Raw genomic sequence first — 21,430 nt, 5'->3', positions numbered from 1 at the left:
GAGGCTGCCTCGGCCGGGGGGTGAAGACGCCTGGACAGGACGGAGCGACGGGATTCGGATGCCGTTCCGTCACCGCCCATCGACGGGTTCTTGATCAGCGGCTGCGGCGTAAGCGGCGTCGAGGCGTTCGAACGGGCCTGGGCCGTCGTGTGGCTTCGGTGGGGCGCCGAGGTGGCGGACCCGGAGCTCGTCCATGAGCTCCGCGATGAACGCCGGGCCCTCGTCGCGCATGAGCTGCTGCCGGCTCCGGAGGTCGGCGCCGCCCGGGCGCCAGTCGAGGCCCCAGTTGCCGAGGGCGTAGATGATCGGAAGAAGCTGGATGCCGGCTTCGGAGAGGCTGTAACGGGCGCGTTGCCCCCGCGCGGCGGTGCCGCGGGTGAGGATGCCCGCTTCGACGAGCCGTACGAGGCGGTCGGCGAGGATGTTCGAGGCGATGCCCTCGATCGACCCGGTGAGCAGTGCCCGGAAGTAGCGGCGGTCGCCGAAGATGACGTCGCGAAGCACGAGCAACGACCAGCGATCTCCGACCACCTCGACGGCGGCGTTGATCGGACACCCGGACCGTGGTTCCACGATTCCTCCTTGACAGGCATTTCGCCCTCCCTATAGTAGTTGCAAAATGCAAGCACTCTGGGAGGAGGAGCTGATGGGCCGCTTCGTCTATTCGATGCAGGTGTCCCTCGACCTGCGGATCGAGCAAGTCCCCGGGGACAACGGCGCCGGCGAGTGGCTGCGCATCGACGAGGAACTGCACCGCGAGTGCAACGCGCGGACGCGGGCGCTCGCGCTCATGGTCCATGGCCGGGTCTACTACGAGGTCATGGAGGAGTACTGGCCAAGGGCGGGCGAGGACACGTCGCTGCCGGACTACATGCGCGAATACGGCGAGATCTGGACCGCCAAGCCCAAGGTGCTCGTCTCCCGTACCCGCCGCGACGCCGACCACAACACCCGGGTCGTCGGCGGGGACGACGCGATCGAGCAACTCGCCGACCTGCGGACCAGCACCGATGGCGGCATCAGCGTCGGCGGCGCGGCGCTCGCCACACAGCTGCTCCGGGCAGGGCTGCTCGACGAGCTGCTGCTCTTCACCCATCCCGCGGTCCTCGGCTTCGGCAGGCCGCTGTTCGACGACTACGACGTGCCGATCGAGCTCGACCTGCTCGAACAACGATCGTTCAAGCAGGGGGTCACGATGCACCATTACGCCATCCGCGACGCGGGCGAGGTGCTCCCGTGTTGACGCGGGTCGCAGAGGGTGTGCTGGTCCACCAGAGCGAGTTCGTACAGAGCAACGCCATTGTCGTGCGGGGCCGGGCCGGTGTGTTGCTCGTCGACCCCGGGGTGACCGGCGCCGAGATCGACTGCCTCGCGGACGACCTGCGCGAGTCGGGTCAGCCCGTTGTGGCAGGCTTCTCCACCCATCCGGACTGGGATCACCTGCTCTGGCACACCCGGCTCGGCGAGGCGCCCCGCTACGGCACGGCGCGCTGCGCGGCCACCGTCCGAGAGCTGCTGTCGGAGGCAGATGCGAAGGACCGCATCGCCGCCCACCTGATCGAGACGGAGGTCGCCGGGCAGGTGCCGCTGGACCTGCTCGGCCTCATCACCGGCCTGCCCGCCGGAACCACGCGGATCCCATGGGACGGCCCCCAAGTCCAGATCATCGAGCACCAGGCACACGCGCCGGGCCACGCGGCGCTCCTGATCGCGGAACGCGGGGTTCTCGTCGCCGGCGACATGCTCTCCGACGTCCTGATCCCGATGCTCGACCTGGACGGCACCGCCGACCCGATCGAGGAATACCTCACAGCGCTGCGGCTGCTCGAAGAGGTGGCGGGCGAGGTGGACGTCCTCGTCCCTGGTCACGGGTCGGTCGGCGCAGCCGATCAGGTACGCGTACGGATCGACCAGGACCGGGCGTACGTGCACGCCCTGCGCGACGGCCGGGAGCCCGGCGACCCGCGGATCGGCCCGTCGGCCAGGCCCGGCTGGGAATGGGTGAGCCACGTGCACACAGGGCAACGCCGGCGCCTCGACCAGCGAAACGATCACGCCGACACACCCCGCTAGCGAGGCGATCACTGCCGGCGGAGGATCAGGTCGTTGCCCAGCCGGGTGATCTGATGGATGACCATGTTGGCGTGCCGGGTGCTGGTGACGAGCCCGGAGCGCTGCAGCACCTGGGCGTGCGCGCTGGCCGATGACAGCGAGGCGCCGGTCCTGCGGGCGAGTTCGCTGGTGGTGCAGCCGTCGGTGGCGGCGATGCAGCGCAGGACGCGGGCCCGCGTGGCGCCGAGCAGGTCGGGCAGCGCGTCGTCGAGGTCGGCGCCAGGGGCGGGCGTCGCGTGCTGGATCGGGAACACCAGGACGGGCGGCAGGCTGACATCGGCCATCGCGACCGGCGTGAACCGCCCGAAGTAGGAGGGGATGAGCGTCAGGCCGCGTCCTTGCAGGCGGATCTCGTACCGGCCGGTGGCGTAGTCGGCCTCCAGCACCGGAGGTCGCCACCGCATCGACGGCCCTAGGCTCGCGAGCATCGCCTCCACGCCTTGGTCGGTGAGCACGCGGGTCAGCCTGGCGCGCTCACGTCCCAGCGCGGCCTCCATGTCGGTACGGCGGGAGCCGAAGGCGACCTGGCAGTACCGCTCGCTCAACCGGGCCAGGCCGCGGATGGAGCGCCGGTTGCCGCGGGCGAGGTCGTCCAGCGTCGCGGGCACCGGCGCGTGCGGCCGCAACTGGTCGACCTCGTGCCGCACCCGCGCCGACGGCGTGTCGGCCAGGACGTCCAGGCCCTGCCGGAACCCGTTCATCGACTCGTACGGCGTCAGGAAGTCGGGGAAGTACGCCTTGATCGGCACCAGCGGCACCAACCTCTCCCGTACCGGCTTGAGCAACCCGGCCTCGGCCAGGTCGGCGCGGGCCTGCCGCCGCCAGCCGGACAGCGTGCTCGCCCCGCCCGGCCGCTGGAGTATGTGCAGGCTCAGCGCCATTTCCCACATCACGTCCGCCCGGCCGGCGATGCGCACACGAGCCAGATCCTCACCGGTGAAGACGATCCGCAAGGTCCCCTTGATCATGATCGCATACTCCGTCGCCGGAATCACAGGGCGATCACAACCTGATCGGTGATGGCCGTTGACCTGCGTGTTCCTGCCCAGCCCGGACCTGGGTGACGCTCCCGGCTCCGATCCGTGGAGGTCGAAGTGCCTGCACCGTCCCGACGGCGGTTCCGCGTGTGGCAGGAGGAACGCGCCATGCCTTGAAGCGCCGAAGGAGTCGACCTACTCATGACCGGCCGACCACACCTCTCACAGGAGCCTGCCGGACCTTCGCAGGCGGCGTTCCCGCAGGGCGAGGAGCGGGGGGAGGGCGAGCTGCGTCACCGCGTACGCCGCCACGGCGAGCGCCTCCCAGAAGGCGGCCGTACCGATCGCGCCGGTGCTCAGCCCTGCCAGGCCCCACCGGGCGAGGGCGAGCAGCAGCGGCAGGGCCACGAGCACGAACACACCGGCCATGACCACGACCCCCGCCAGGTACAGCAGCGCGAACCAGCGCGCGACGCGCCGATCACGCTCGCCCGCCGCGTCCAGCTCCGCCGTCTCGGCGAAGCTCAGGCGCCAGAGCTTGGCCTTGGCGGTCAGCCAGGTGACCCGGTACAGGTTGTAGCAGCGCAACGCATTGGCCAGTACGGCATAACCGTCGCTGCGGATCGGCACCGCGGCCCACTGCCAGACGATCCCGATGAGCCGGTACAACACCACCGCGCCGAGAAAACCGTTCAGCGTCGCAGGCAGTGCGAGCACGTCGGAGGTGTCGAGCAGCCGCAACCCCAGCGCCACCGCCACGACCACGGCGTCGATGGCCATGCCCGCCAGGTAGGCCCCGTACCTGCGTCTGCGCGGCACGTTGACGATCTGGGTCAGGTCGGTCTCGAAGACGATGTAGAGGCCCCGGTAGCTGACCCTGAAGGTGGCGGGGATGCCGAGTGCCCTGCCCGCGATCCAGTGCCATGCCTCGTGCAGGGCGCTGAAGGCGATGCCGGCCAGCAGGTACGTGAGCATCGACAGCGCGGCGCTGGGTAGGAACCAGGCGTCCTTCCACGTAGGGCGCAAATCGGGCACGAACACCAGGACAACCACCACGAAGACCGCTGCCGCCGCGTAGCACGACCAGGCGGTCCTGCCGAAGAACCTGGCCGCCGTGTCCTGGCGGAGCCCCTCGATCCAGCCGCTGGGGGCTCGCTCCTCGGCGGGTGCGGGCGGGTCGAGCAGGCCCGCGCCGGTGAGACCGTCGAGGAAGTCGGCCCCGTCGACCTCCTCGCCCGCCACCTCGCTCGCCCGTCTCGCGGCCTCGGCGGCCGAGCCGTTCTCCTGCAACGTGGTGACGAACACCGCGCCCGGCTCGGGCACCGCGACGAAGACTCCCAGGTCAGGGCGGCCCAGAATCCAGGCATCGCCGTCGAAGGCGACGCTCAGCCGTGCGGCCCGCTCACGCAGGTCTCTGTCGACGATGGCGGACATACACCCTCCTGAGGTTCCAAGGGCGCGCCCCGGCCATGGCCGGGGCGCGCACTGCCGACGGTCAGGAGTCGGGCGTGGCCAGGCCGGTCAGACGGGTGTTCTCGATCCGTACGATCTCGATCTTCATGGTGGTCAACTCCCTCCGCAGTTCACACACTCGGGATTACGGGACCACTCGGCCTGACTCATGGCGCACGCGCCGGCGAAGTCGATGGTGAGTGGCCGACCGGCGTACGCCGGTGGCTCGAAACCGGTCAGGTAGCGCAGCACCTCGAAGGCGCCGAGGGCGCCGAGCAGACCGGCGACGGGGCCGATGCCCCTGTTGGGCTGCGGCCTGCCGAAGAACAGGCGGGCCGCGGCGATCTCGGCGTTGAGCGCGGGCTCGTCGGGATCGGCGTGCCCCTCGGGCTCGGTCGGATCGGCGGGTACGCAGCCCCTGCACGCGCTCACCCCTGGCGCGACCGACCAGACGATTCCCTTGGTGACCGTGATGCCGCCGCGCACGAACGGTACGCCGTGCCGTACACAGGCCGCGTTGACCCAGAGGTCGATCTCCTTGGGCTGGTCGATCCCCGAGGCGACCACGTCAGGACGAGTCCTGTCGATGAGCTCGGCCAGCTGCTCGGCGCTCTCGATGCCCGTGTCGATCGCCTGGACCTCGATGGCGGGGTCGAAGGAGCGCACCCACGCCGCCGCCCGCTCGACCTTCCTCGCGCCGAGGTCCTCCCAGCGGTAGAGGTACTGCCTGGCGAAGTTGCGTACGTCGACGGTGTCCCTGTCGACCAGCGTCATCCTGCCGACGCCCAGCCCGCTGAGATGCGGGATCGTGTTGGAGTTGAGGCCGCCGGTGCCGAGCACCAGCACGTGCGACTCGCTCAACCGGCGCTGCAGGTCCTCGCGGCTGCGCGCCAGCGTCCCGAACGACTCAAAGAAGGCCAGATTGCTGAAGTAGCGCTCGGCTTCGGTGGCGTCGAGCCTGCCCAGGCGCTCGCCGTCCTCCAGCAGTCGTTCGGCGTCGAAGGACTCGACCGCGCCGAGCACGTCCTGGACGGGCAGCGACAGCTCGTCGGCGAGCTGCCTGACGGTGCGGCCGCCCTCGTGCAGCAGGGCAAGCAGTTTCTCCACGTGGCCGTCGGGGTCGCTCACCATCAACTGGTCACGCAGGTCGTACACGAGGCGGAGCTCGTCGCCTGTTCGTTCCCAGGCGACATTCTTGAGTTGTGGCCGAATATGTAAAGGGTCACCTGCGACGCCGGCGCCGTTCATCGTTCCATCACTCCCCGAAAGCCCTTTTCAGAACCGCTTTCATGCTGGAATCGTGCCGCCGTACCCGGGAACTGTTCGGGAATTCATGATTCCGGCGTGCGCAGCCTACTCACGGCCGATCGGGAAAGTCGTTGGCGGTGCGCGCAACGTTCCTTGGCAATGGCGGTACAGCCGGCACGTCGCGACCGCCCGGCCACTGCCTCGACAGTTGCCGGGCCGCGCGTTTCCCGCCACATATCGAGTAGGGTCTCCAAGCCCGAGATCATGTCGTGAGAGGTGCGGATTGGGACTCGTCACCCTGCACAGCACGGACCTGCCGCCCGGCGAACGCTTCGACTGGTGGTGCGACCTGATCAGCCGCGACGTGGCGCCCATCCGGGTCGCCAGCGGCCATGCCGCCGACTTCCGGGCCTCGGCGGGCGCGATCGACCTGGACGCCGTACAGCTGACGACCATGTCGTTCCCCGCGCTCAGCTCGGTGCGCACGCCGGCGCTGATCCGCCGCTCGGACCCCGAGAGGTACGAACTCGCCCTGATCGCCGGAAGCACGATGTGGATCTCCCAGGGCGGCAACGACACCCGTATGGCCGCCGGTGACCTGGTGATGTGGGACACCTCCCGCCCCTACGAGGGGGGCGCGTTCGACGGCCCGAGCCCGGCGCGGGCGATCATCGTGCATCTGCCCAAGTCCGAGCTGCCCTTGCCGTCCGGCAAGGTCGACGCGCTCGTGGCCGGCAGGATGCCCGCGGGCGGTGGCATCGGCGCGATCCTCGCCTCCTACCTCAAGACGCTGGTACGCGAGGCGTCGTCCATGTCCTTGCCCGACGTGAAGCGGCTCGGCGCCGCCACGCTGGACATGGCCCTGGCCTTCCTGGCCCATCGCCTGAACGCGCAGGACCGCCTGTCGCCCGAGACCAGGGACCTGGCCCTGATGGCACGCATCCGGGCGTTCGTCGAGCACAACCTCGGCGACCCCGACCTGACGCCGCACGCCGTCGCGCAGCGGCACCACATCTCCGTGCGCTACCTGCAGTTGCTGTTCCAGCGTCAGGGCACGACGCTGACCGCCTGGATCCGGCGCCGCCGCCTGGAGCACTGCCGCGCCGATCTGGCCGATCCGAGGCTCGCCGGACAGCCCATCAACGTCATCGCCGCACGCTGGGGATTCCCCCGCGCCGCCGACCTCAGCAGATCCTTTCGCGCGAAGTACGGCCTGCCGCCCAAGGACTACCGCCACGAGGCCCTGACCCGCACCACGAACCGGTGAGCCCGCCCCAAGGGGGCATGGACACCTCGACAGAACCGTCTGAGCATCCCGCCGCCGTGGATCGGCCCTCTCCGTCGACGCTTCCGGTGATGCTGGTCAGCGTCGTGCTGGTGGCGCTGCCGGGCATCGGCGGTGATCTCGACACCTCCAGGTCCCCGACCGGATCGGCCGGCGGCGGCATCGCCATTGGTCCCACCCTGTCGGGCCTGCGCGACCGAGGCCCCGGACCGGTACGGCTCCAGGAGACCGGCGCGTCCCCGTGAGAAGATTCCTCGACAGAACGGGTTAATCCTGGACGGAAAGGAAGCGATGTTCGCGATTTCCCTGGGCGACGACGGCGCCGAGCTGCGTCCGCTGGAGCCCTGGCGGGCCGAGGAGTTCCTGAACCACATGGACCGGGGACGCGAGTTCATCGGACGGTTCATCTCCCTGCCCGACCTCGTCACCGACCTGGAGTCGGCCCGGTCGGTGCTGCGGACGTACGCGGACAAGGCCGCGGCCGACATCGGGCGGATCTACGGCATCTGGGTCGACGGCAAGCTGGTCGGCGGCGTCCTGTTCCGGACGATGGACATCGAGCACGGCACCGCCGAGGCGGGCTGCTGGCTGGAGCCGTCGGCAGCGGGCAAGGGCCTGGTGACCAGGGCCATCCGCGTGATCATCGACTGGGCCGTCGAGGAACGCGGCATCCACCGCGTGGAGTGGCAGGCCGCGGCGGGGAACACGGCCAGCATCGCCGTGGCCCGCCGGATCGGGATGACCCGGGACGGCGTACTGCGCGAAAGCTACCCGCACCGGGGCGAACGGCACGACGTCGAGGTCTGGTCGGTGCTCGCCCCGGAATGGCGAGCCAACCGCCAGAAGACCTGAACCACCGGGCGGCGCCCTCACGCACGCTCGCGCGGTGCCCGCGGTGCCCCGGCGCCCGCCGCCGTCCGTTCCGCGACCCCCCAGAACCACTCGATCTTGGCCGTGTTCCTGCGCTCCTCGATCCATTCGCCGAAGATCCGGCGTTCGACGAGGTCGCGTACGGTCTCGTCGAGCACGGCCGGCTCCACCGCCAGGACCTTGACCAGCAGGTGCCCGCCCTCCACGGGGAACGGCCCGGCGATCGTCCCCGCAGGGGCCCCGAAGATCCGCTCGGCCGTCTCCCCGTCGAGGTCGCCCCGGCGCAGGGTGGCGAACACCTCGCCCGGACGGGCGCTGCCGTCGGCGAAGGCCCGCTCGACCGCGTGGAGGAACCCGTCCGCGTCGGGCACGACCGGTTCGGCGACGAACACCGCCCGCGCGACGCGGACGGAGTCGAGCTCCGCGCCGTGTTCGGCGAACCAGTCCTCGACCCGTCCCGCGGCCACCCGCGAGCGGAGTGCGGCGACGGCGGCCTCAAGGGCGACCAGCTCCTCCAGCTCCTGGTGGGAGATGCGGTTGCGGTCCATCCAGGCCCGGGTCGCCGCGCCGGTCAGCAGGCCGCGGGCGCGGCGGAAGGCGTCCATCGCCTCCTGCAACGAGGTGTCGCTCAGCGGTTGGCGTGCCTCCGCCAGTTCCTCGCGTACGAGGCTGTCGGCGATGAGCCGGTCGGAGAGCGCGGACTCGTCCCAGATGAAGTCCAGGCAGGCGATCGCCCTGGCCACCGGCGTCTCGATGCCGTTGACCCGGAGCAGCAGGTGCTCGCCCGCACGGTGCACGCCGCGCAACGGCCACGGCAGGGCCCGGTCGGCACACCAGGACAGCGAGATCGTGGCGCCGTCGCCGTCCTTGATGAGCAGGGCGTGCTGCAACGAGCCGTCGAACTCCTCGCGCTGGGCGACCAGTCGCGTCCGGGCCTGCGGGTACGCCGCGCGGAACCCGTCCAGGCCGCCTTCGGGCATGCCCGAGCTGAGCAGGCCGAGCGCGTCGGCGAGCATCGGCCCGTACGTCATCGTCTCACTCCGCTCTTGAGCAGTTCGGCGATCGCCGTGCTGATCGGCAGGCCGGTCGCGTCCTCGATCCACAGGAACTGGCCGTTCGGGTTGATCTCCAGGAAGACGTGGCGGCCGTCCGGCGTGAGGATCAGGTCGATCGCGCCGTAGGACAGCCCGAGCCGCTCGACCAGGTCCAGGCAGCGCCGGGCGACCTCGCCGGGCAGGTCGTGCGGCAGTACGGGGGTGGCGCCCGGGTCGTAGTGCCGCCAGTCGTAGCGGGTGTGGTTGCTGACCTGGGAGTGGATCTCCGCCGCGAAGAGCTCGCCGCCCACCACCGTCACCCGCACCTCGACCCGTTTGGGAACGTACGCCTGGACGATGACCGGGCACAGGCGCAGGGCGTCGGCATGACCGAGGTCCGCCGGGGTCACGGGCGCCGCGAACCGCCCGAACCGTTCACCGTCCGCCTCCAGCTGATTGCCGTGCACGGGCTTGGTGATCACCCGGCCCTCGTGCCGGCCGTAGAAGTCGAGAAAGGACTCGGGATCGTTCGTGATCAGCGTCGCGGGCAGTTCGAAGCCCAGCTGCCTGGCCACTTCGAGCTGGTACGGCTTGCGCCCCGCGCGGTCGATGACCGGTCTGGAGGCGGGGACCTTGAGGCACCCCAGGCCGTCCCAGAGGCTCTCGGCCATGACGCGGCACTCCTCCTCGACGTGGTCGCGGGCGACGGTCAGAGGGTGGGCCACCGGATTCCCGGGGCGGCGGTACCAGATCGCGGTCAGCTCGTCGAGGACGAGACGGCGGCCGCCATGCCCGAGGGCCCGGACGGTCGAGCCGTCGCCCGGATGACCGATCTCCAAGGTGGCGGCGGCGGGGAACCGCGCGGGGTCGAAGACGGTGACGTCCGCCCCGGCGAGCGCCCCCATAACGCGTTCGGCGTGCTCGTCCCCGCCGCAGGTCAGTACGAGGATCATCAGCGTGGTTCCGGTCGGGGGCGCGACCTGGGCCGCGCCCCCACGGCGTACTAGTTGCTGTCGCCGGAGGTGTGCGAGTGGCCACCGTGGATCACGATGACCTGGCTCTTGGCGCCGCCGTTCACCTGGAGCAGCTGGCCCTCGTCGAGCTCAGCGCCCAGGGCCGCGATGTCGTCGATGCTGGTGCGAGTCTTCCCCATGTTCATCCCGCCCTTTTCGTACGCATGGGGAGCCGGATGCGCCCCATCGCGTGGAACACGTTAGGGAGAGGGCACGGCAGGCGTCGTCCGTCGTGTGGATGATCAGCTGTCATCCTGGGGGCGGAGCGGCGGCAGGCGTCCCGCCACATGTGTGGCCGACGAGAGGAAGGACGACGTCGTCGACGATGGAGGCGATCGCGTCGTCGGCGACCGGGAGGCCGTAGCGGATCGCCTCGTTGCGTACCAGGTCGAACGGCAGCCGGAGCACGCGCGCGGGGACGTCCGCGGTGCGGATCTCGCCCCGCTCCGCCGCGCCGGCGAGGATCGCGGCCATCGTGTCCCCGGTCGTGGACCGCGCGATCCACGCGCGTACGGCGGCGGTGGCGTCCGGGTCGCGGGCCGTCTCCGCGAGCAGCCCGGCCAGCACCTCGCCGCGTACGGCGCCGAACCCATTGACGGCCTGCCGCAGCAGCTCGACCAGGTCCGAGCGCAGGCTGCCGGTGGCCGGCGCCGCGACGACGGGCGGGGCGGCGCGTTCCATGGCCGCGAGCGCGAGCTCGGCCCGGGTGGGCCAGCGCCGGTTGAGCACCGGGCGGCTGGTGCCGGCCAGCGCGGCGACCGCCTCGAACGTCAGCCTGGCGTAGCCGGCCTCCTGAAGGATCTGCCAGGTCGCGTCGAGGATGGCGTCGTCCAGCCGCTGTCCGCGCCGCCGCGTGACCGTCATCGAATCACTCCTTAAGATGCGCTTCGCATCTTATGCGTGTTACCGTGCTTGCGGTAATTAGATGCACTGCGCATCTTAAGCAGGCGACGATTCGTGTGGAGGACCGACCGTGACGGAACACACCACCGACGCGCTGCCCGGCCTGCCGACCGTCAAATCCTGCCCGTACCTCCCGGCGGACGGCTACCGACCGTCCCGCCGGCCCGGCGGCGGCGCGGTGACGAAGGTGCGGCTGCCCGACGGGCGCGAGGCATGGGCGGTGACCGGATACGCCGAGGGCCGCGCCCTGCTGGCCGACCCCCGGCTGACCGCCGACCGCACGCACCCGGGCTCACCTCTGCCGCTTCCGGACGTACCCGGCCCGCGTACCAGGCCGATGTTGCTCGGCGCCGAAGGAAAGGAGCACCAGCGCCAGCGCAGGGCACTGATCTCGGCGTTCACCGTCAGGCGCATCACGGCACTGCGGCCCAGGCTCGAACAGCTCGCGAACGACCGGCTCGACACCCTGCTGGCCGCCGGCCCGCCCGCCGACCTGGTGTCCGGCTTCGCCCTGCCGGTGCCCTCGCTGGCGATCTGCGAACTCCTCGGCGTCCCGTACGAAGACCGTGCCTTCTTCGAACGGCAGGCCAGGCTCCGGCACGACCCCGAGCACGCCCCTCAGGCCATGGCAGAACTCAGCGGCTACCTCGACGGGCTGGTACGGGCCAAACAGTCGGCCCCCGGCGACGGGCTGATCGACGACCTGCTCGCCCACCAGGTGAAACAGGGCACGATCGACCGGGACGAGGTCGTCGGGCTGGCTCTCGTCCTGCTGATCGCCGGACACGTCACCACCTCCGGCATGATCTCGCTGGGCACCCTCGCACTGCTCGAACACCCCGAACAGCTCGCCGCCGTCCGCAGCGGCACGCTCGCGCTGCCCGGCGTCGTGGAGGAGCTCCTGCGGTACGTGTCCAGCGAGGGCCTGCTCCCTCGCGTGGCGATCGAGGACGTCGAGGTCGGCGGGCGGCTCATCCGCGAGGGCGACGGCGTACTGATCGTCACCTCCGTCGCCAACCGCGACGAGACGCTGCTCGACCGCCCCCTGGAGCTGGACGTGCACCGGCCCGCCGGGCAACATCTGACGTTCGGCCACGGCATCCACCAGTGTCTCGGGCAGAACCTGGCCCGCGCCGAACTGGAGACGGCCTTCCGCGCCCTGTTCACCCGCATCCCCTCGCTCACCCTGGCCGTACCCGCCGGCGAACTGACCACCACGCGCGGATCGGGCCTGACGAGCCTGCCCGTCACGTGGTGACCACCGGCTCGCTATCCGTGAGGCTCTCGAACTGCCGGCGGAACTCCGCGAACCGCCGGCGCAACTGCGTTCCGGACAGTTCCGCCGAGTCGGTGACGTAGTCCCGGAGAGCCTTCTGGAGTTTGACCGCCTGCTGGTGGCCGAGGTGAGCCTTCTCGCGGTCATGCCCGAACTGCTGGAAGAACTGGCCGACCCATGCGATGTGACCATTTGTCCAGGTCACGTACTGCTCGTGTTCCAGAGGTAAGCCGGGTGGAGGCGGGTACCGCGGATACGCTCTCGGGTCGGACCTGTTCTCCTCTGTGAGAAGCAGTCTGAGCAGCAGGGGGATCCCTGTGAACTGAAGGGCGACGAAGAAGGCTGTGGTCCCCAGGGGGCGACGGACGTTCATGGGGGGCTCCCTCGTGATCGACTCACCGTAGGTGCGGCCTCGCTCCCATGGTGACCCGCGTCATGCCCCTGGCGTGGAGGGGGTCGGCGACCAGAGCCCGGCCGCGGTTCCCTCCTCGACGTGCTTGCGGTACGTGACGACCTTGCCATGGATGATCTCCAGGCTGTCCGTCAGGTCGGCGATCCTGTCCCGGACGGTTCTCTCGTGCTCCTCCAGGAGCGCGAGCCGCTCCGCCTCGTTGCCAGGACCGGATCGGACGAGCCGGGCGAACGCCTTCAGGGTGGCGATCGGCATGCCGGACTCGCGCAGCCGGTTGCACAGCAGGAGCCACTCCACGTCCGCCGAGTCGTAGACGCGCTGCCCTCCGGCCGTACGCGGAATCGGGCGGAGGAAGAGCTCCTCACGTTCGAAGAACCGCAGGGCGTGCACGCCCAGGCCGGTCGCCTTCGCGACGTCTCCGATGGAAAGGCCGTCCGCGTGCCTGCTCATGCTCCACCGCCACAGCTTGACCTAGATCGCACTCTAGATTCTACCGTCGCGTCCATGGCAATCACGCAACACAAGATCGGCTCGGGGTTCGACAGGCACAGCACGGCGGACGACGTCCTCGCCGGCATCGACCTGACCGGCAAGAACGTCCTGATCACCGGTGGTTACTCAGGTCTCGGGCTGGAGGCCACGCGCGCGCTCTCGCGCGCCGGGGCGCACGTCGTCGTGCCCGCCCGCCGTCCCGCCACGGCGACACAGGCGTTGTACGGCATCCCGCGCACGGAGGTGCACGAACTCGACCTGGCCGACCCCGACAACATCCGCGTGTTCAGCGACCGGTTCCTGGAGACCGGCCGGCCGCTCGACATCGTCATCGGCAACGCGGGGGTCATGGCGTACCCGAACACGCCCATCGGACCGGGCTGGGAACCGCACTTCGCCATCAACCACCTCGGGCACTACGCCCTGGTCAACCGCCTGCGCCCGGCCCTGGCCGGGGCGCGGGTGGTGTCGGTCGCCTCGTCCGGGCACTTCCTGTCAGACATCCGCTGGGACGACCCGCACCTGCGGCACGGCTACGACCACTGGCTCGCCTACGGGCAGTCCAAGACGGCCAACGCCCTGTTCGCGGTCCATCTCGACGCCCTCGGGGCGGCCGAGGGCGTACATGCCTTCGCGGTGCACCCGGGCAGCATCCTCACCCCGCTGCAACGGCGCATCCCCCGCGAGCAGCAGATCGCCCAGGGCTGGATCACCCCGGAGGGCCGCCCGGCCGACGGTTTCAAGACCCCGGCGCAGGGTGCGGCGACGGCCGTGTGGGCGGCCACCTCACCCCCGCTCGACCAGTACGGCGGCGCCTACTGCCAGGACTGCGACATCGCCGAACCCGCGACCACTGACGACATGCTCGTCGGCGGCGTCAAGCCGTGGGCGATCGATCCCGGTTCCGCGTCCCGGCTGTGGGCTCTGTCCGGCGAACTCACCGGGCTGGATCGTTTCTCCTGACGCAGGGGGCGCGGCGGCCGGCGGGTCAGCGCCTGCGCGGTTTCTCCCTCGGGGCCGAGGGGGCCTGTCGCGGCAACGACGGTCTCGTCAGCGGGGCCGTCGACGGCCCCAACCAACCCGGCTTCCCCGCCCCCGCCCCCGCCCGCGACCCATCGCCGCCGCCGCCGGAGGGACCCGTGCCGTCGAGGGACAACGTGCGGCCCTTGAAGGTGGGGTGCTTGGACTCCCAGTAGCGCCAGCCCTCCACCCTGGCGGGCACGTTGGCGATGCCCGAGGCGACCCTGAACTCCCGGCACGTGCCGAGCACCGACCAGGCCGACCAGCCGATGCGGTAGCCGAAAACCCGGTACCACATATTGCCATACATCCCCTTACTAATAGTCCGGCTGTATTCATGGCCGGTGAAGACCATATGCCGCTCTTCGAGGTGCGGGACCCCCATCTTGCGCAGGTTGCGAACCAGATCTCCGGTCGTGATCGAGACCTGGTGCTCGTCCTCCGTCTCCCGGAACGCCCTCACCTCGTATTCGCGGGTCACCGTCACCGTGATGGTCCCGCCGGGACCGTCAATGTAGCGGGTGCGGGGGATGAAGAAATTTCTCGGCGAGAGCTGATGGATTTTGAAGAAGGTGCGCTCGCCACACGGCCCGTCGTCGTCCGCGTGTGCCGCCGGGACCATGCTGAAGACGAGGGCCGTCGAGAGCGAGCCGCGTAGGGCTGCCCGTCTCGTGGTCCGCCCAAGGCGACATGCCGTCGATCGGAAGGGAATGGTGTCGGCTTTTGCTCGCATATCGAGTATGAACATGTACCGTTCCTTTCGGAATGCAGCCCGTAGTCGCTATCCGAGCCCATAGACCGGAATGCGGCCTTTTCCACACACCGAGCAGGGCATCTAGACCGGTACGATGTTTACACTTGCCACGAATCAACTCATCGACGCCACACCGAAGCCCATTCCCTGTGACCGGCAAGATTCAGTTGCAGAAGTGCCATGGCGCAGGAATGCGTCCCTAGGAGAACCAGCTTCCGCCGAGCTCCTGGATGGACCTGCTGCCCTTGGGCACCAGCAGCGCCTCGCTCAGCACGTTGTTGACGCTCTTGGGGTCGTTGAGCAGGGCGAACAGGAAGAACATGCCGCCACTCGCCGTACGGAAGCCGAAGACGGCGCCGTAACTGGCATATCCGACGTACATTCCCTTGTTGACCTCGGGGAACGCCTTGCGGCTGTAGTTGTTCCCGGCCAGGCGGTAGCCGGAGTCGCCCTCCTTCTTCTTCTCCCCGTTCCAGAAGTTCCGGTACTCCTCGGCCACGGCTCCCGCCACGGTGTTGTCCATGTCGGTGACGTAACCGTCGGCGTCGAGCAGCGGCTTGGGCATCTGCTGCCCCCAGTGCAGCGGGGTCACGACGGCCAGCCTGAAGGACTGCCCGGGGGAGCGGAAGAACGCGAGCACGTGCGGGCGGCTGTGTCCCTTGGTGTCCTTGTAGGTCGCCTTCGCGATGAACCAGTCACCGATCGGTGGCTGCCGTTCCGGCCTGGGCAGATAGATCGTCGGGGTGCCGGTCGGGTTGATCGGCTTGTGCTCCGGCTTCCATCCGAGGTCCTCACGGCTGCGTTCGAGCACGCCCTCGTGCAGTGCCCCCTCGATGAACAGGGCGTCGAGGCGGGCGTTCGACCGCCACCACTTGCGCTTCCTGAGCATCGCGTTGTAGTCGTCCACCCACTTCCGCATGGCGTTCCGGGCCTGCGGGACGGTCAGGGCCGCCCTGGTCGCGGAGGGAGCGGGGGTGGCGCTCGTGGTGGGCGAGGCGGTAGGCGAGGGAGGCTGCGAGGTGGCGGGCGAGGCGGTCGGGGTCCGGGTCGGCGGAGGAGCCTCGAAGGGCCGCAGCGGCAGTCCGGGGAGCGCACCGCAACCGGCCAGGCTCAGCACGAGAGCCACGATCAGCGGTATTGCGCGCACCGACAACGCCCCCAAGACAGTGCGAAGACATGACAAAAGACAACATATCGGATTTGATCTACCGAACCTCCGCCCGTGCAGTTCGAACGGCATGCCGGCCGGTCGCGCGGCGCCCCTTGGTGATCGCCGTTCTACGGCGCGCCGCCGTCGTCGGGACGAACCCTCAAGGGTTGGCGGGGAGGGTGATCCAGTCCAGTGCCCAGCGGTTGAGGTCGAGCAGCACCGCGCCGAGCGCGGCACCCTTCTCGGTCAGCCGGTAGTCGACCCGCACCGGGGTGGTGGCCTGCACGACCCGCTCGACGAGCCCGTCGGCCTCCAGATCCTTCAGGCGTTGCGACAGCAGCTTGTCGGTCATGCCGGGTACGGCCGCCGCGATGTCGCTGAACCGCGTGGCCCCGCCCAGCAGCGCGCGCAACACCGTCGCGGCCCAGCGGCGACCCAGAGTGTCCATCGCCGCGGCGTAGTACGGGCAGTACGGCCGGATGTCGTCCGGGTCCAGCTGGCGATGTGACATGACTCACCTTCCCGACTTACTATCTTTTCGATAGCTTCTCACCTATTGATAGTAGCTTATCGGCAAGGAGCCAGCATGGTGAGCACAACCGCGCAGCCATCGTACGAAGTGTGGGTATCAGGACAGATCCCCACGAGCGGCACGCTTCCCACCGGCGCGCCCCAACAGTGGTCGCCGCTCTCGACCACCCTCATCCAGGGCGCGAACGACGCGATCCTGGTCGACCCGCCCTTCACCGTCGAGCAGACCCGGCAGGCCGGCGACTGGGCCGAACGCTCGGGCAGGAATCTGACCCACATCTACATCACCCACGGTCATGGTGATCACTGGTTCGGCGCGGCGCTGCTGGCCGAGCGTTTCCCGGGAGCGACGGTCGTCGCCACCGAGGGCACGATCCGGCTGATGCACGCCTCGATCAGCGGGCGGCGCCGGTCGTTCTGGGAGAACTTGTTCCCCGGGCAGCTTCCCGACCTGCGGGTGACCGCCCAGCCGGTGCCGGCCGAGGGGCTCGTGCTCGAAGGGCACGGGCTGCATCCGATCGAGGTCGGCCACAGTGACGGCGACGACTCCACCGTGCTGCACGTGCCGGTGCTCGGCCTCGTCGTCGCGGGTGACGTCGCGTACAACAACGTGCACCAGTACCTCGCCGACGGCGGGTTCGACGGCGGCGTGGACACCTGGCTCCAGGCCATCGAGACGGTACGCGCCCTGCGGCCCACGGCCGTGGTGGCCGGGCACAAGGATCCAGACCGCCCGGACGATCCACGCATCCTTGACGAGACCGCCGAATACCTGCGTACCGCCCTGGAAGTGGTCGCCGCCAAGCCCACCCCTCAGGCGTTCTTCGACGAGATGACCCGGCGCTACCCGGACCGCCTCAACCCGGGCACCGTCTGGCTCAACGCGCAGCGGCTGGCATGATGCGCGCCGTACGATTCCACGAGTTCGGCGGCCTCCAGAACCTGCGGATCGACCAGGTGCCGCGGCCGACGCCCGGCGACGCCGAGGTGGTGATCCAGATCACCCGGGCCGGGGTGAGCCCGCTCGACGACAAGGTCCGCAACGGTGTGCTGCCCCCGTCGATGCGCAAGCCGCTGCCGCTGGTCCCCGGAGCCAGCGCCGTGGGCCGGGTGATCGACCCCGGCGCCTCCGGACACGCACCCGGGACGCGCGTCCTGCTGTGCGGCTGGGGCTACGGTACGAAACTCGACGGCACGTGGCGTGCGGAGGCGGCCGTACCGTCCAGCCACCTCGTACCCATCCCCGAGCAGGTCGACGACGACGAAGCCGCGGCCCTGGCGGCCGGTTCGGGATATCTGACCGCCTGGCTGGCGCTCACCAGAGTCGCCCGTCTCCGGCCGGGGCAGGTCGTGCTGGCACCCGGCATCTACGGCGCGGTGGCCTCCGCCGCCGCACAGGTGGCCCCGCTCCTCGGCGCCTCCAAAGTCATCTCCACCGCCCGCGGCGCGGACCGTCTCGCCGCGATCCCGCGGGCCGACGGTCTTGCCGTCATCGACCTTGAGGCCGAGACACTGGCCGACGGCGTCGCCCGGCTGACCGACGGCGCCGGAGTGGACGTGGTCCTCGACGGTCTCGGCGGCGACCTCACCGGTCAGGCGCTCGGCGCGCTGCGCCAGGGCGGGGTCGTGGTGAGCATCGGGTACACGGCCGGCACCAAGGCGTCCATCGACGTCACCGACCTGATCTGGAAGACCGCCCGGCTCGAAGGATTCCTGTTCACCGCGTTCGCCCAGCAGGAACTCGCCGACACCTACGGCACCCTGCTCGGGCATCTGGCCGAAGGCGCCCTGCGACCGGCGGTCGACCGGGTCTACCCGCTGGAACAGGCCGCCGAGGCACAGCGCCGGGTCGTCGAGGACCGCCCGCTCGGCAGGGTCTTCCTCGACCCCCAGGCGTAGCAGCGGAACACCCTCAGGGCGGGGCCGGCCTGACGGTGGGAACCGGTCGGCCTCGGGCGGGCAAGTAGGGGTGTTCCATCCGTGAGCCGAGAGGCCAGAGCATGTCAGATACGAGCCCCGCCGATTCCGCCGTCATCGAGCGGTCCCGGCAGGAGCCCGAGGTCTTCGGGGAGATCTTCCGCAGGCACGCGGCCGAGATCAAGAGATTCGTCGTCCGCCGCCTCGGGCTCGACGTCGCCGAGGACGTGGTGGCGGAGACCTTCCTCGCCGCCTTCCACCAGCGCGGTCGCTACGACCTGGCCAGGCACGACGCCCGGCCCTGGTTGTACGGCATCGCCACCAACCTCGTCGGCCGCCACAAGCGCACCGAGGCCAGACAGCTGAACCTGCTGGCCCGTACCGGCGTGGACCCGGTCACCGAACCCTTCACCCCGCGCAGCGACGAGCGGCTGAGCGCCCAGGCCGTACGGCGGCGCCTGGCCGCCGCGCTGGTCGCGCTGCCCGCCGGGCACCGCGACGTGCTGCTCCTGGTGACCTGGGGCGGCCTCAGCTACACCGAAGCCGCCGAGGCGCTCGGCATCCGCGTCGGAACGGTCCGCTCGCGTGTCAACCGCGCCCGTGCCAAGATCCGCGAGGAACTGGGCGGGACCGACCCCACCGCACTCGTCATCGAGGAGGTTCGCCATGGATGAGCTGGCCCAGATCAACGACTTCCGCTCCGAGGTGCCCGTGCAGGAGGACCTGCGGGCCGAGGCGGAGCGTCTGATGGCCGCCATGTCGGCGCCGGCCCGCCCCGACGCCCGCCGTCCCGGCTTTCACCGCCTCGGACTGCGTGCCGCGCTGGCGGGAGGTCTGGCGGCCGCGGTGGGAGTGGCGGTGTTCGTGGTGCAGAACCAGCCCGCCCCGACGCCACCCCCGCCGATGATCCGTACGGTCGCGGCCGTGGAGGTGCTGACGCGGGCGGCCGAGCACGCCGGCAGCCGTCCGGAGTTGCATCCCAGGCCCGGCCAGTTCCTCGTCTACGAGTCGCAGAGCATGGACACGTCCGAAGTGAACGGAGAGATCTGGCTGTCGCGCTCCAAGCGCACGATCTGGCTGCCGGTCGAGGGCAGCGCGGTCGGGGGAGTGGTGCAGGAGGAGGTCCTGGCGCCGTTGCCGTACCCGGGGCACACGCTGCCACCGGCCGCACGGAAGGAGGCGCCGACGGGCAGGCCCGGCCGTCCGGATCGGGCGGCCGACTTCGACGACCGCGCCGGGTTCCTGCGCAACGACTACGCCTACGTCAGCAAGCTGCCGACCGACACCGAGGGCATGCGCAGGCACCTGTACACGCAGGTGCCCGACGACAGGCTGCGGAACTACGAGGCGTGGAACCGGGTCGGCGGGCTGCTCACCGAGTCGTACCTGCCCGCCGCGCAGCGGGCCGCGCTGTTCCGGGCGGCGGCCACGATTCCCGGGGTGGTGACGGTGCAGAAGGCCCAGGACGCCGCGGGCCGCGAGGGCATAGCCGCGGCGATGGTGTCGCCCATGGGGGTCAGGGAGGAGTACATCTTCGACCGGAAGACCTACGACTATCTCGGCCGCCGAGGGGTGGTCGTGGACGCGAAGCTGGCCGATGCCCGGGTGGGGAGCGTGGTGTCGTCGAGCGCCCAGTTGCGGGTGAGCGTCGCCGACGACGCGCCGAACGTGGAGTAGACCGCGTTCGGGCGTCGTCGAGGGGCGTCAGGTGGCGAGGGTGGCCACCGGGGCCAGGTCGTAGGTGCGGGCGTAGCCGTTCTCGGTGCCTACGAGCAGGTCGACCACGTCGAAGTAGCGGTCCCAGAAGGGGGTCTCGCGCAGCGCGTCGATCAGCAGCCGGTACGCCTCGTGGTCGTCCGCCTCCCAGACCCAGACGTCGGTGACCCGCGCCGAGTAGAACTCCGTGTCGTAGAAACGGGACCGGACACCGCGGGTACGGGCCTCGATCACCGGGACGACCTGGGTGGTGAAGGCCTGGACGCGTTCGTCCACGGTCATCGCCAGCCACTCGGGCGTGGTCTTGACCAGCATGAACGCGGTGACAGGCGGCACGGTCCGGTCAGCGGGCATCGACGGCCTCCGGGGCGGCGAGGACGGCGGGCTTGAGGGTCCGCGCGCACCACTGCGCGAATCCGGTGGCCGGGGCCGCCTGCGGCGCGCGGTCCACGCCCGCGTCCAGTCCCTGGTCCTTGGCGCGCTTCATGTCGACGACGCCCTCGGCGAACGCCTCGTCGAGCCCATGGCCCAACAGGGTGGACCGCAGCTCGTCGAGCGATTGGCGCCGGTAGCGGACCGGACGGCCCAGTTCCTCGGTCATGATGCGGGCCAGGTCGTCGGGCGACAGGTCCTGCGGGCCGAGCACCGGGACGCTGCCGACGCCGGTCCAGGAGCGGTCCAGCAGCAGCCCGGCCGCCGCCGCGGCGATGTCGGCGACGGCCACCAGCGGGGCCGGACGGTCCGCGGCGACGGTGTCGGTGAAGACGCCGTCCTCGCGGATCGAGCCGGCCTCCTCCAGCAGGTTCTCGTAGAAGGACGGGCAGGCCAGGGCGCGGTAGGCGACGCCGGAGCCGGCGATCAGGTCGTCCATGGCCAGGGAGGCGGTGACCAGCCCGGCCCGGTCGGCCAACGGGGTGCCGCGGCCGAGCGCCGAGACGCCGACGACGTGGCCGACGCCGAGGGCGGCGAACGCCCGCGCGGCCGGGCGGGTGAAGCCGCTGAACGCCTCGTCGGGCGTGGCCGAGGCGTCCGGCGGCACCAGCCAGAAGACGGCGTCGGCCCCGGTGAAGGCGCGCTCGACGGTCGCGGCGTCGCCGTGCGAGCCGATGATCACCTCGACCCGTCCGCGCACGGCCTCGGGGAGCCGGGCGGGATCGCGTACGACGACGCGCACCTCCCCGTGCGCGACCAGCAGCGACAGCAGCCGGCGGCCGATGTTCCCGGTGGGAGCGGTAATGACGATCATGAAATCCTCGTGTCCGTGTCGG

26 protein-coding genes are annotated in these 21,430 nt (G+C 70.3%); 11 read left to right on the top strand and 15 right to left on the bottom strand.

The features are described 5' to 3' along the window. Positions 1-69: 69 nt before the first annotated feature. Complete coding sequence (locus IEZ27_RS03870; protein WP_189645886.1) at positions 70-573, bottom strand: winged helix-turn-helix transcriptional regulator; 504 nt, start codon at positions 571-573, stop codon at positions 70-72. 46 nt (positions 574-619) lie between these two features. Between IEZ27_RS03870 and IEZ27_RS03865 the strand changes: the two genes are divergently transcribed. Together IEZ27_RS03865 and IEZ27_RS03860 are read left to right on the top strand one after the other, a co-directional pair. Then, positions 620-1,243, top strand: coding sequence for a dihydrofolate reductase family protein (locus IEZ27_RS03865; RefSeq protein WP_229823190.1), 624 nt, complete (start codon positions 620-622; stop codon positions 1,241-1,243). After that, complete coding sequence (locus tag IEZ27_RS03860) at positions 1,237-2,073, top strand: MBL fold metallo-hydrolase (protein ID WP_189645885.1); 837 nt, start codon at positions 1,237-1,239, stop codon at positions 2,071-2,073. The genes IEZ27_RS03865 and IEZ27_RS03860 overlap by 7 nt, the downstream gene beginning before the upstream one ends. Before the next feature lie 8 nt (positions 2,074-2,081). Here IEZ27_RS03860 and IEZ27_RS03855 read toward each other — a convergent pair whose 3' ends face one another. The 3 genes from IEZ27_RS03855 to IEZ27_RS03845 all read right to left on the bottom strand — a co-directional run bounded on the left by IEZ27_RS03855 (position 2,082) and on the right by IEZ27_RS03845 (position 5,696). Next, positions 2,082-3,080, bottom strand: a complete 999-nt coding sequence (locus IEZ27_RS03855; RefSeq protein ID WP_189645884.1) for a MarR family transcriptional regulator — start codon at positions 3,078-3,080, stop codon at positions 2,082-2,084. Positions 3,081-3,311: 231 nt separating this feature from the next. After that, positions 3,312-4,523, bottom strand: coding sequence for a hypothetical protein (locus IEZ27_RS03850; protein WP_189645883.1), 1,212 nt, complete (start codon positions 4,521-4,523; stop codon positions 3,312-3,314). A 132-nt stretch (positions 4,524-4,655) separates the two neighbouring features. Then, positions 4,656-5,696, bottom strand: a complete 1,041-nt coding sequence (locus IEZ27_RS03845; RefSeq protein WP_229823189.1) for a HesA/MoeB/ThiF family protein — start codon at positions 5,694-5,696, stop codon at positions 4,656-4,658. 376 nt (positions 5,697-6,072) lie between these two features. Here IEZ27_RS03845 and IEZ27_RS03840 point away from each other — a divergent pair, with 376 nt between their 5' ends. From IEZ27_RS03840 to IEZ27_RS03830, 3 genes are all read left to right on the top strand, one after another. Continuing rightward, the gene (locus tag IEZ27_RS03840; RefSeq protein ID WP_229823186.1) at positions 6,073-7,056 is read left to right on the top strand and encodes an AraC-like ligand-binding domain-containing protein; all 984 of its coding nucleotides are present in this window, start codon (positions 6,073-6,075) and stop codon (positions 7,054-7,056) included. Between the two features lie 89 nt (positions 7,057-7,145). Beyond that, positions 7,146-7,319, top strand: coding sequence for a hypothetical protein (locus IEZ27_RS03835; protein ID WP_189645881.1), 174 nt, complete (start codon positions 7,146-7,148; stop codon positions 7,317-7,319). Between the two features lie 46 nt (positions 7,320-7,365). Next, entirely contained in the window at positions 7,366-7,926 is a 561-nt protein-coding gene (locus IEZ27_RS03830) for a GNAT family N-acetyltransferase (protein ID WP_189645880.1), read from the top strand. Between the two features lie 17 nt (positions 7,927-7,943). Here the strand turns inward: IEZ27_RS03830 and IEZ27_RS03825 are convergent, their stop codons facing one another. The 4 genes from IEZ27_RS03825 to IEZ27_RS03810 all read right to left on the bottom strand — a co-directional run bounded on the left by IEZ27_RS03825 (position 7,944) and on the right by IEZ27_RS03810 (position 10,855). After that, entirely contained in the window at positions 7,944-8,975 is a 1,032-nt protein-coding gene (locus IEZ27_RS03825) for a TIGR04500 family putative peptide maturation system protein (protein ID WP_189645879.1), read from the bottom strand. Then, a complete protein-coding gene (locus IEZ27_RS03820) occupies positions 8,972-9,931 on the bottom strand; it encodes an MvdC/MvdD family ATP grasp protein (RefSeq protein WP_189645878.1) in 960 nt (319 codons plus the stop codon). Before IEZ27_RS03820 ends, IEZ27_RS03825 begins: the two co-directional genes overlap by 4 nt. A gap of 50 nt (positions 9,932-9,981) precedes the next feature. Further along, complete coding sequence (locus IEZ27_RS03815; protein WP_185845289.1) at positions 9,982-10,131, bottom strand: hypothetical protein; 150 nt, start codon at positions 10,129-10,131, stop codon at positions 9,982-9,984. Between the two features lie 109 nt (positions 10,132-10,240). After that, the gene (locus IEZ27_RS03810) at positions 10,241-10,855 is read right to left on the bottom strand and encodes a TetR/AcrR family transcriptional regulator (protein ID WP_189645877.1); all 615 of its coding nucleotides are present in this window, start codon (positions 10,853-10,855) and stop codon (positions 10,241-10,243) included. Positions 10,856-10,964: 109 nt separating this feature from the next. On the opposite strand from IEZ27_RS03810, the gene IEZ27_RS03805 reads away from it, so the two are divergent. Further along, positions 10,965-12,152 carry a cytochrome P450 gene (locus IEZ27_RS03805; protein WP_189645876.1) on the top strand — a complete coding sequence of 396 codons (1,188 nt, stop codon included), beginning with the start codon at positions 10,965-10,967 and terminating at the stop codon, positions 12,150-12,152. Here IEZ27_RS03805 and IEZ27_RS03800 read toward each other — a convergent pair. Then, positions 12,142-12,543: a hypothetical protein gene (locus IEZ27_RS03800; protein ID WP_189645875.1), complete on the bottom strand. Its 402-nt coding sequence runs from the start codon at positions 12,541-12,543 to the stop codon at positions 12,142-12,144. The genes IEZ27_RS03805 and IEZ27_RS03800 overlap by 11 nt on opposite strands. Positions 12,544-12,603: 60 nt before the next feature. Continuing rightward, positions 12,604-13,032: a MerR family transcriptional regulator gene (locus IEZ27_RS03795; RefSeq protein ID WP_189645874.1), complete on the bottom strand. Its 429-nt coding sequence runs from the start codon at positions 13,030-13,032 to the stop codon at positions 12,604-12,606. A gap of 54 nt (positions 13,033-13,086) precedes the next feature. On the opposite strand from IEZ27_RS03795, the gene IEZ27_RS03790 reads away from it, so the two are divergent. Beyond that, entirely contained in the window at positions 13,087-14,037 is a 951-nt protein-coding gene (locus IEZ27_RS03790) for an SDR family NAD(P)-dependent oxidoreductase (RefSeq protein WP_189645873.1), read from the top strand. A 25-nt stretch (positions 14,038-14,062) separates the two neighbouring features. On the opposite strand, the gene IEZ27_RS03785 is transcribed toward IEZ27_RS03790, so the two are convergent. From IEZ27_RS03785 to IEZ27_RS03775, 3 genes are all read right to left on the bottom strand, one after another. Beyond that, positions 14,063-14,842, bottom strand: coding sequence for a hypothetical protein (locus IEZ27_RS03785; protein WP_189645872.1), 780 nt, complete (start codon positions 14,840-14,842; stop codon positions 14,063-14,065). 205 nt (positions 14,843-15,047) lie between these two features. Continuing rightward, positions 15,048-15,974 (bottom strand): hypothetical protein, encoded by a 927-nt coding sequence (locus IEZ27_RS03780; RefSeq protein ID WP_189645871.1) that lies wholly within the window; start codon positions 15,972-15,974, stop codon positions 15,048-15,050. A 184-nt stretch (positions 15,975-16,158) separates the two neighbouring features. Further along, entirely contained in the window at positions 16,159-16,509 is a 351-nt protein-coding gene (locus IEZ27_RS03775; protein ID WP_189645870.1) for a winged helix-turn-helix transcriptional regulator, read from the bottom strand. Between the two features lie 75 nt (positions 16,510-16,584). On the opposite strand from IEZ27_RS03775, the gene IEZ27_RS03770 reads away from it, so the two are divergent. The 4 genes from IEZ27_RS03770 (at position 16,585) to IEZ27_RS03755 (ending at position 20,123) form a co-directional block, all read left to right on the top strand. Next, complete coding sequence (locus IEZ27_RS03770; RefSeq protein ID WP_189645869.1) at positions 16,585-17,430, top strand: MBL fold metallo-hydrolase; 846 nt, start codon at positions 16,585-16,587, stop codon at positions 17,428-17,430. Continuing rightward, positions 17,430-18,428 (top strand): quinone oxidoreductase family protein, encoded by a 999-nt coding sequence (locus IEZ27_RS03765; RefSeq protein ID WP_189645868.1) that lies wholly within the window; start codon positions 17,430-17,432, stop codon positions 18,426-18,428. Before IEZ27_RS03770 ends, IEZ27_RS03765 begins: the two co-directional genes overlap by 1 nt. A 101-nt stretch (positions 18,429-18,529) precedes the next feature. Then, positions 18,530-19,120, top strand: a complete 591-nt coding sequence (locus IEZ27_RS03760) for an RNA polymerase sigma factor (RefSeq protein WP_189645867.1) — start codon at positions 18,530-18,532, stop codon at positions 19,118-19,120. After that, positions 19,113-20,123, top strand: coding sequence for a CU044_5270 family protein (locus tag IEZ27_RS03755; RefSeq protein ID WP_229823185.1), 1,011 nt, complete (start codon positions 19,113-19,115; stop codon positions 20,121-20,123). The genes IEZ27_RS03760 and IEZ27_RS03755 overlap by 8 nt, the downstream gene beginning before the upstream one ends. Before the next feature lie 27 nt (positions 20,124-20,150). Here the strand turns inward: IEZ27_RS03755 and IEZ27_RS03750 are convergent, their stop codons facing one another. Continuing rightward, complete coding sequence (locus IEZ27_RS03750) at positions 20,151-20,516, bottom strand: darcynin family protein (RefSeq protein ID WP_189645866.1); 366 nt, start codon at positions 20,514-20,516, stop codon at positions 20,151-20,153. After that, positions 20,506-21,408 (bottom strand): NAD(P)H-binding protein, encoded by a 903-nt coding sequence (locus IEZ27_RS03745; protein WP_189645865.1) that lies wholly within the window; start codon positions 21,406-21,408, stop codon positions 20,506-20,508. Before IEZ27_RS03745 ends, IEZ27_RS03750 begins: the two co-directional genes overlap by 11 nt. Between the last annotated feature and the right edge of the window lie 22 nt (positions 21,409-21,430).

The organism is Nonomuraea spiralis (genome assembly GCF_014648435.1).
Taxonomy (GTDB): Bacteria; Actinomycetota; Actinomycetes; order Streptosporangiales; family Streptosporangiaceae; genus Nonomuraea; species Nonomuraea spiralis.
The sequence above is the reverse complement of the archived record's forward strand: the minus strand, read 5'-3'. Positions and strand labels throughout refer to the sequence as shown.

Bases quoted from the DNA above. Each gene is read 5' to 3' on its own strand.
- IEZ27_RS03865 (WP_229823190.1), top strand. From the start codon at position 620: ATGCAAGCACTCTGGGAGGAGGAGCTGATGGGCCGCTTCGTCTATTCG.
- IEZ27_RS03855 (WP_189645884.1), bottom strand. From the start codon at position 3,080: ATGATCAAGGGGACCTTGCGGATCGTCTTCACCGGTGAGGATCTGGCT.
- IEZ27_RS03850 (WP_189645883.1), bottom strand. From the start codon at position 4,523: ATGTCCGCCATCGTCGACAGAGACCTGCGTGAGCGGGCCGCACGGCTG.
- IEZ27_RS03835 (WP_189645881.1), top strand. From the start codon at position 7,146: ATGCTGGTCAGCGTCGTGCTGGTGGCGCTGCCGGGCATCGGCGGTGAT.
- IEZ27_RS03830 (WP_189645880.1), top strand. From the start codon at position 7,366: ATGTTCGCGATTTCCCTGGGCGACGACGGCGCCGAGCTGCGTCCGCTG.
- IEZ27_RS03825 (WP_189645879.1), bottom strand. From the start codon at position 8,975: ATGACGTACGGGCCGATGCTCGCCGACGCGCTCGGCCTGCTCAGCTCG.
- IEZ27_RS03820 (WP_189645878.1), bottom strand. From the start codon at position 9,931: ATGATCCTCGTACTGACCTGCGGCGGGGACGAGCACGCCGAACGCGTT.
- IEZ27_RS03815 (WP_185845289.1), bottom strand. From the start codon at position 10,131: ATGGGGAAGACTCGCACCAGCATCGACGACATCGCGGCCCTGGGCGCT.
- IEZ27_RS03810 (WP_189645877.1), bottom strand. From the start codon at position 10,855: ATGACGGTCACGCGGCGGCGCGGACAGCGGCTGGACGACGCCATCCTC.
- IEZ27_RS03800 (WP_189645875.1), bottom strand. From the start codon at position 12,543: ATGAACGTCCGTCGCCCCCTGGGGACCACAGCCTTCTTCGTCGCCCTT.
- IEZ27_RS03795 (WP_189645874.1), bottom strand. From the start codon at position 13,032: ATGAGCAGGCACGCGGACGGCCTTTCCATCGGAGACGTCGCGAAGGCG.
- IEZ27_RS03790 (WP_189645873.1), top strand. From the start codon at position 13,087: ATGGCAATCACGCAACACAAGATCGGCTCGGGGTTCGACAGGCACAGC.
- IEZ27_RS03785 (WP_189645872.1), bottom strand. From the start codon at position 14,842: ATGTTCATACTCGATATGCGAGCAAAAGCCGACACCATTCCCTTCCGA.
- IEZ27_RS03775 (WP_189645870.1), bottom strand. From the start codon at position 16,509: ATGTCACATCGCCAGCTGGACCCGGACGACATCCGGCCGTACTGCCCG.
- IEZ27_RS03770 (WP_189645869.1), top strand. From the start codon at position 16,585: ATGGTGAGCACAACCGCGCAGCCATCGTACGAAGTGTGGGTATCAGGA.
- IEZ27_RS03765 (WP_189645868.1), top strand. From the start codon at position 17,430: ATGCGCGCCGTACGATTCCACGAGTTCGGCGGCCTCCAGAACCTGCGG.
- IEZ27_RS03760 (WP_189645867.1), top strand. From the start codon at position 18,530: ATGTCAGATACGAGCCCCGCCGATTCCGCCGTCATCGAGCGGTCCCGG.
- IEZ27_RS03755 (WP_229823185.1), top strand. From the start codon at position 19,113: ATGGATGAGCTGGCCCAGATCAACGACTTCCGCTCCGAGGTGCCCGTG.
- IEZ27_RS03750 (WP_189645866.1), bottom strand. From the start codon at position 20,516: ATGCCCGCTGACCGGACCGTGCCGCCTGTCACCGCGTTCATGCTGGTC.
- IEZ27_RS03745 (WP_189645865.1), bottom strand. From the start codon at position 21,408: ATGATCGTCATTACCGCTCCCACCGGGAACATCGGCCGCCGGCTGCTG.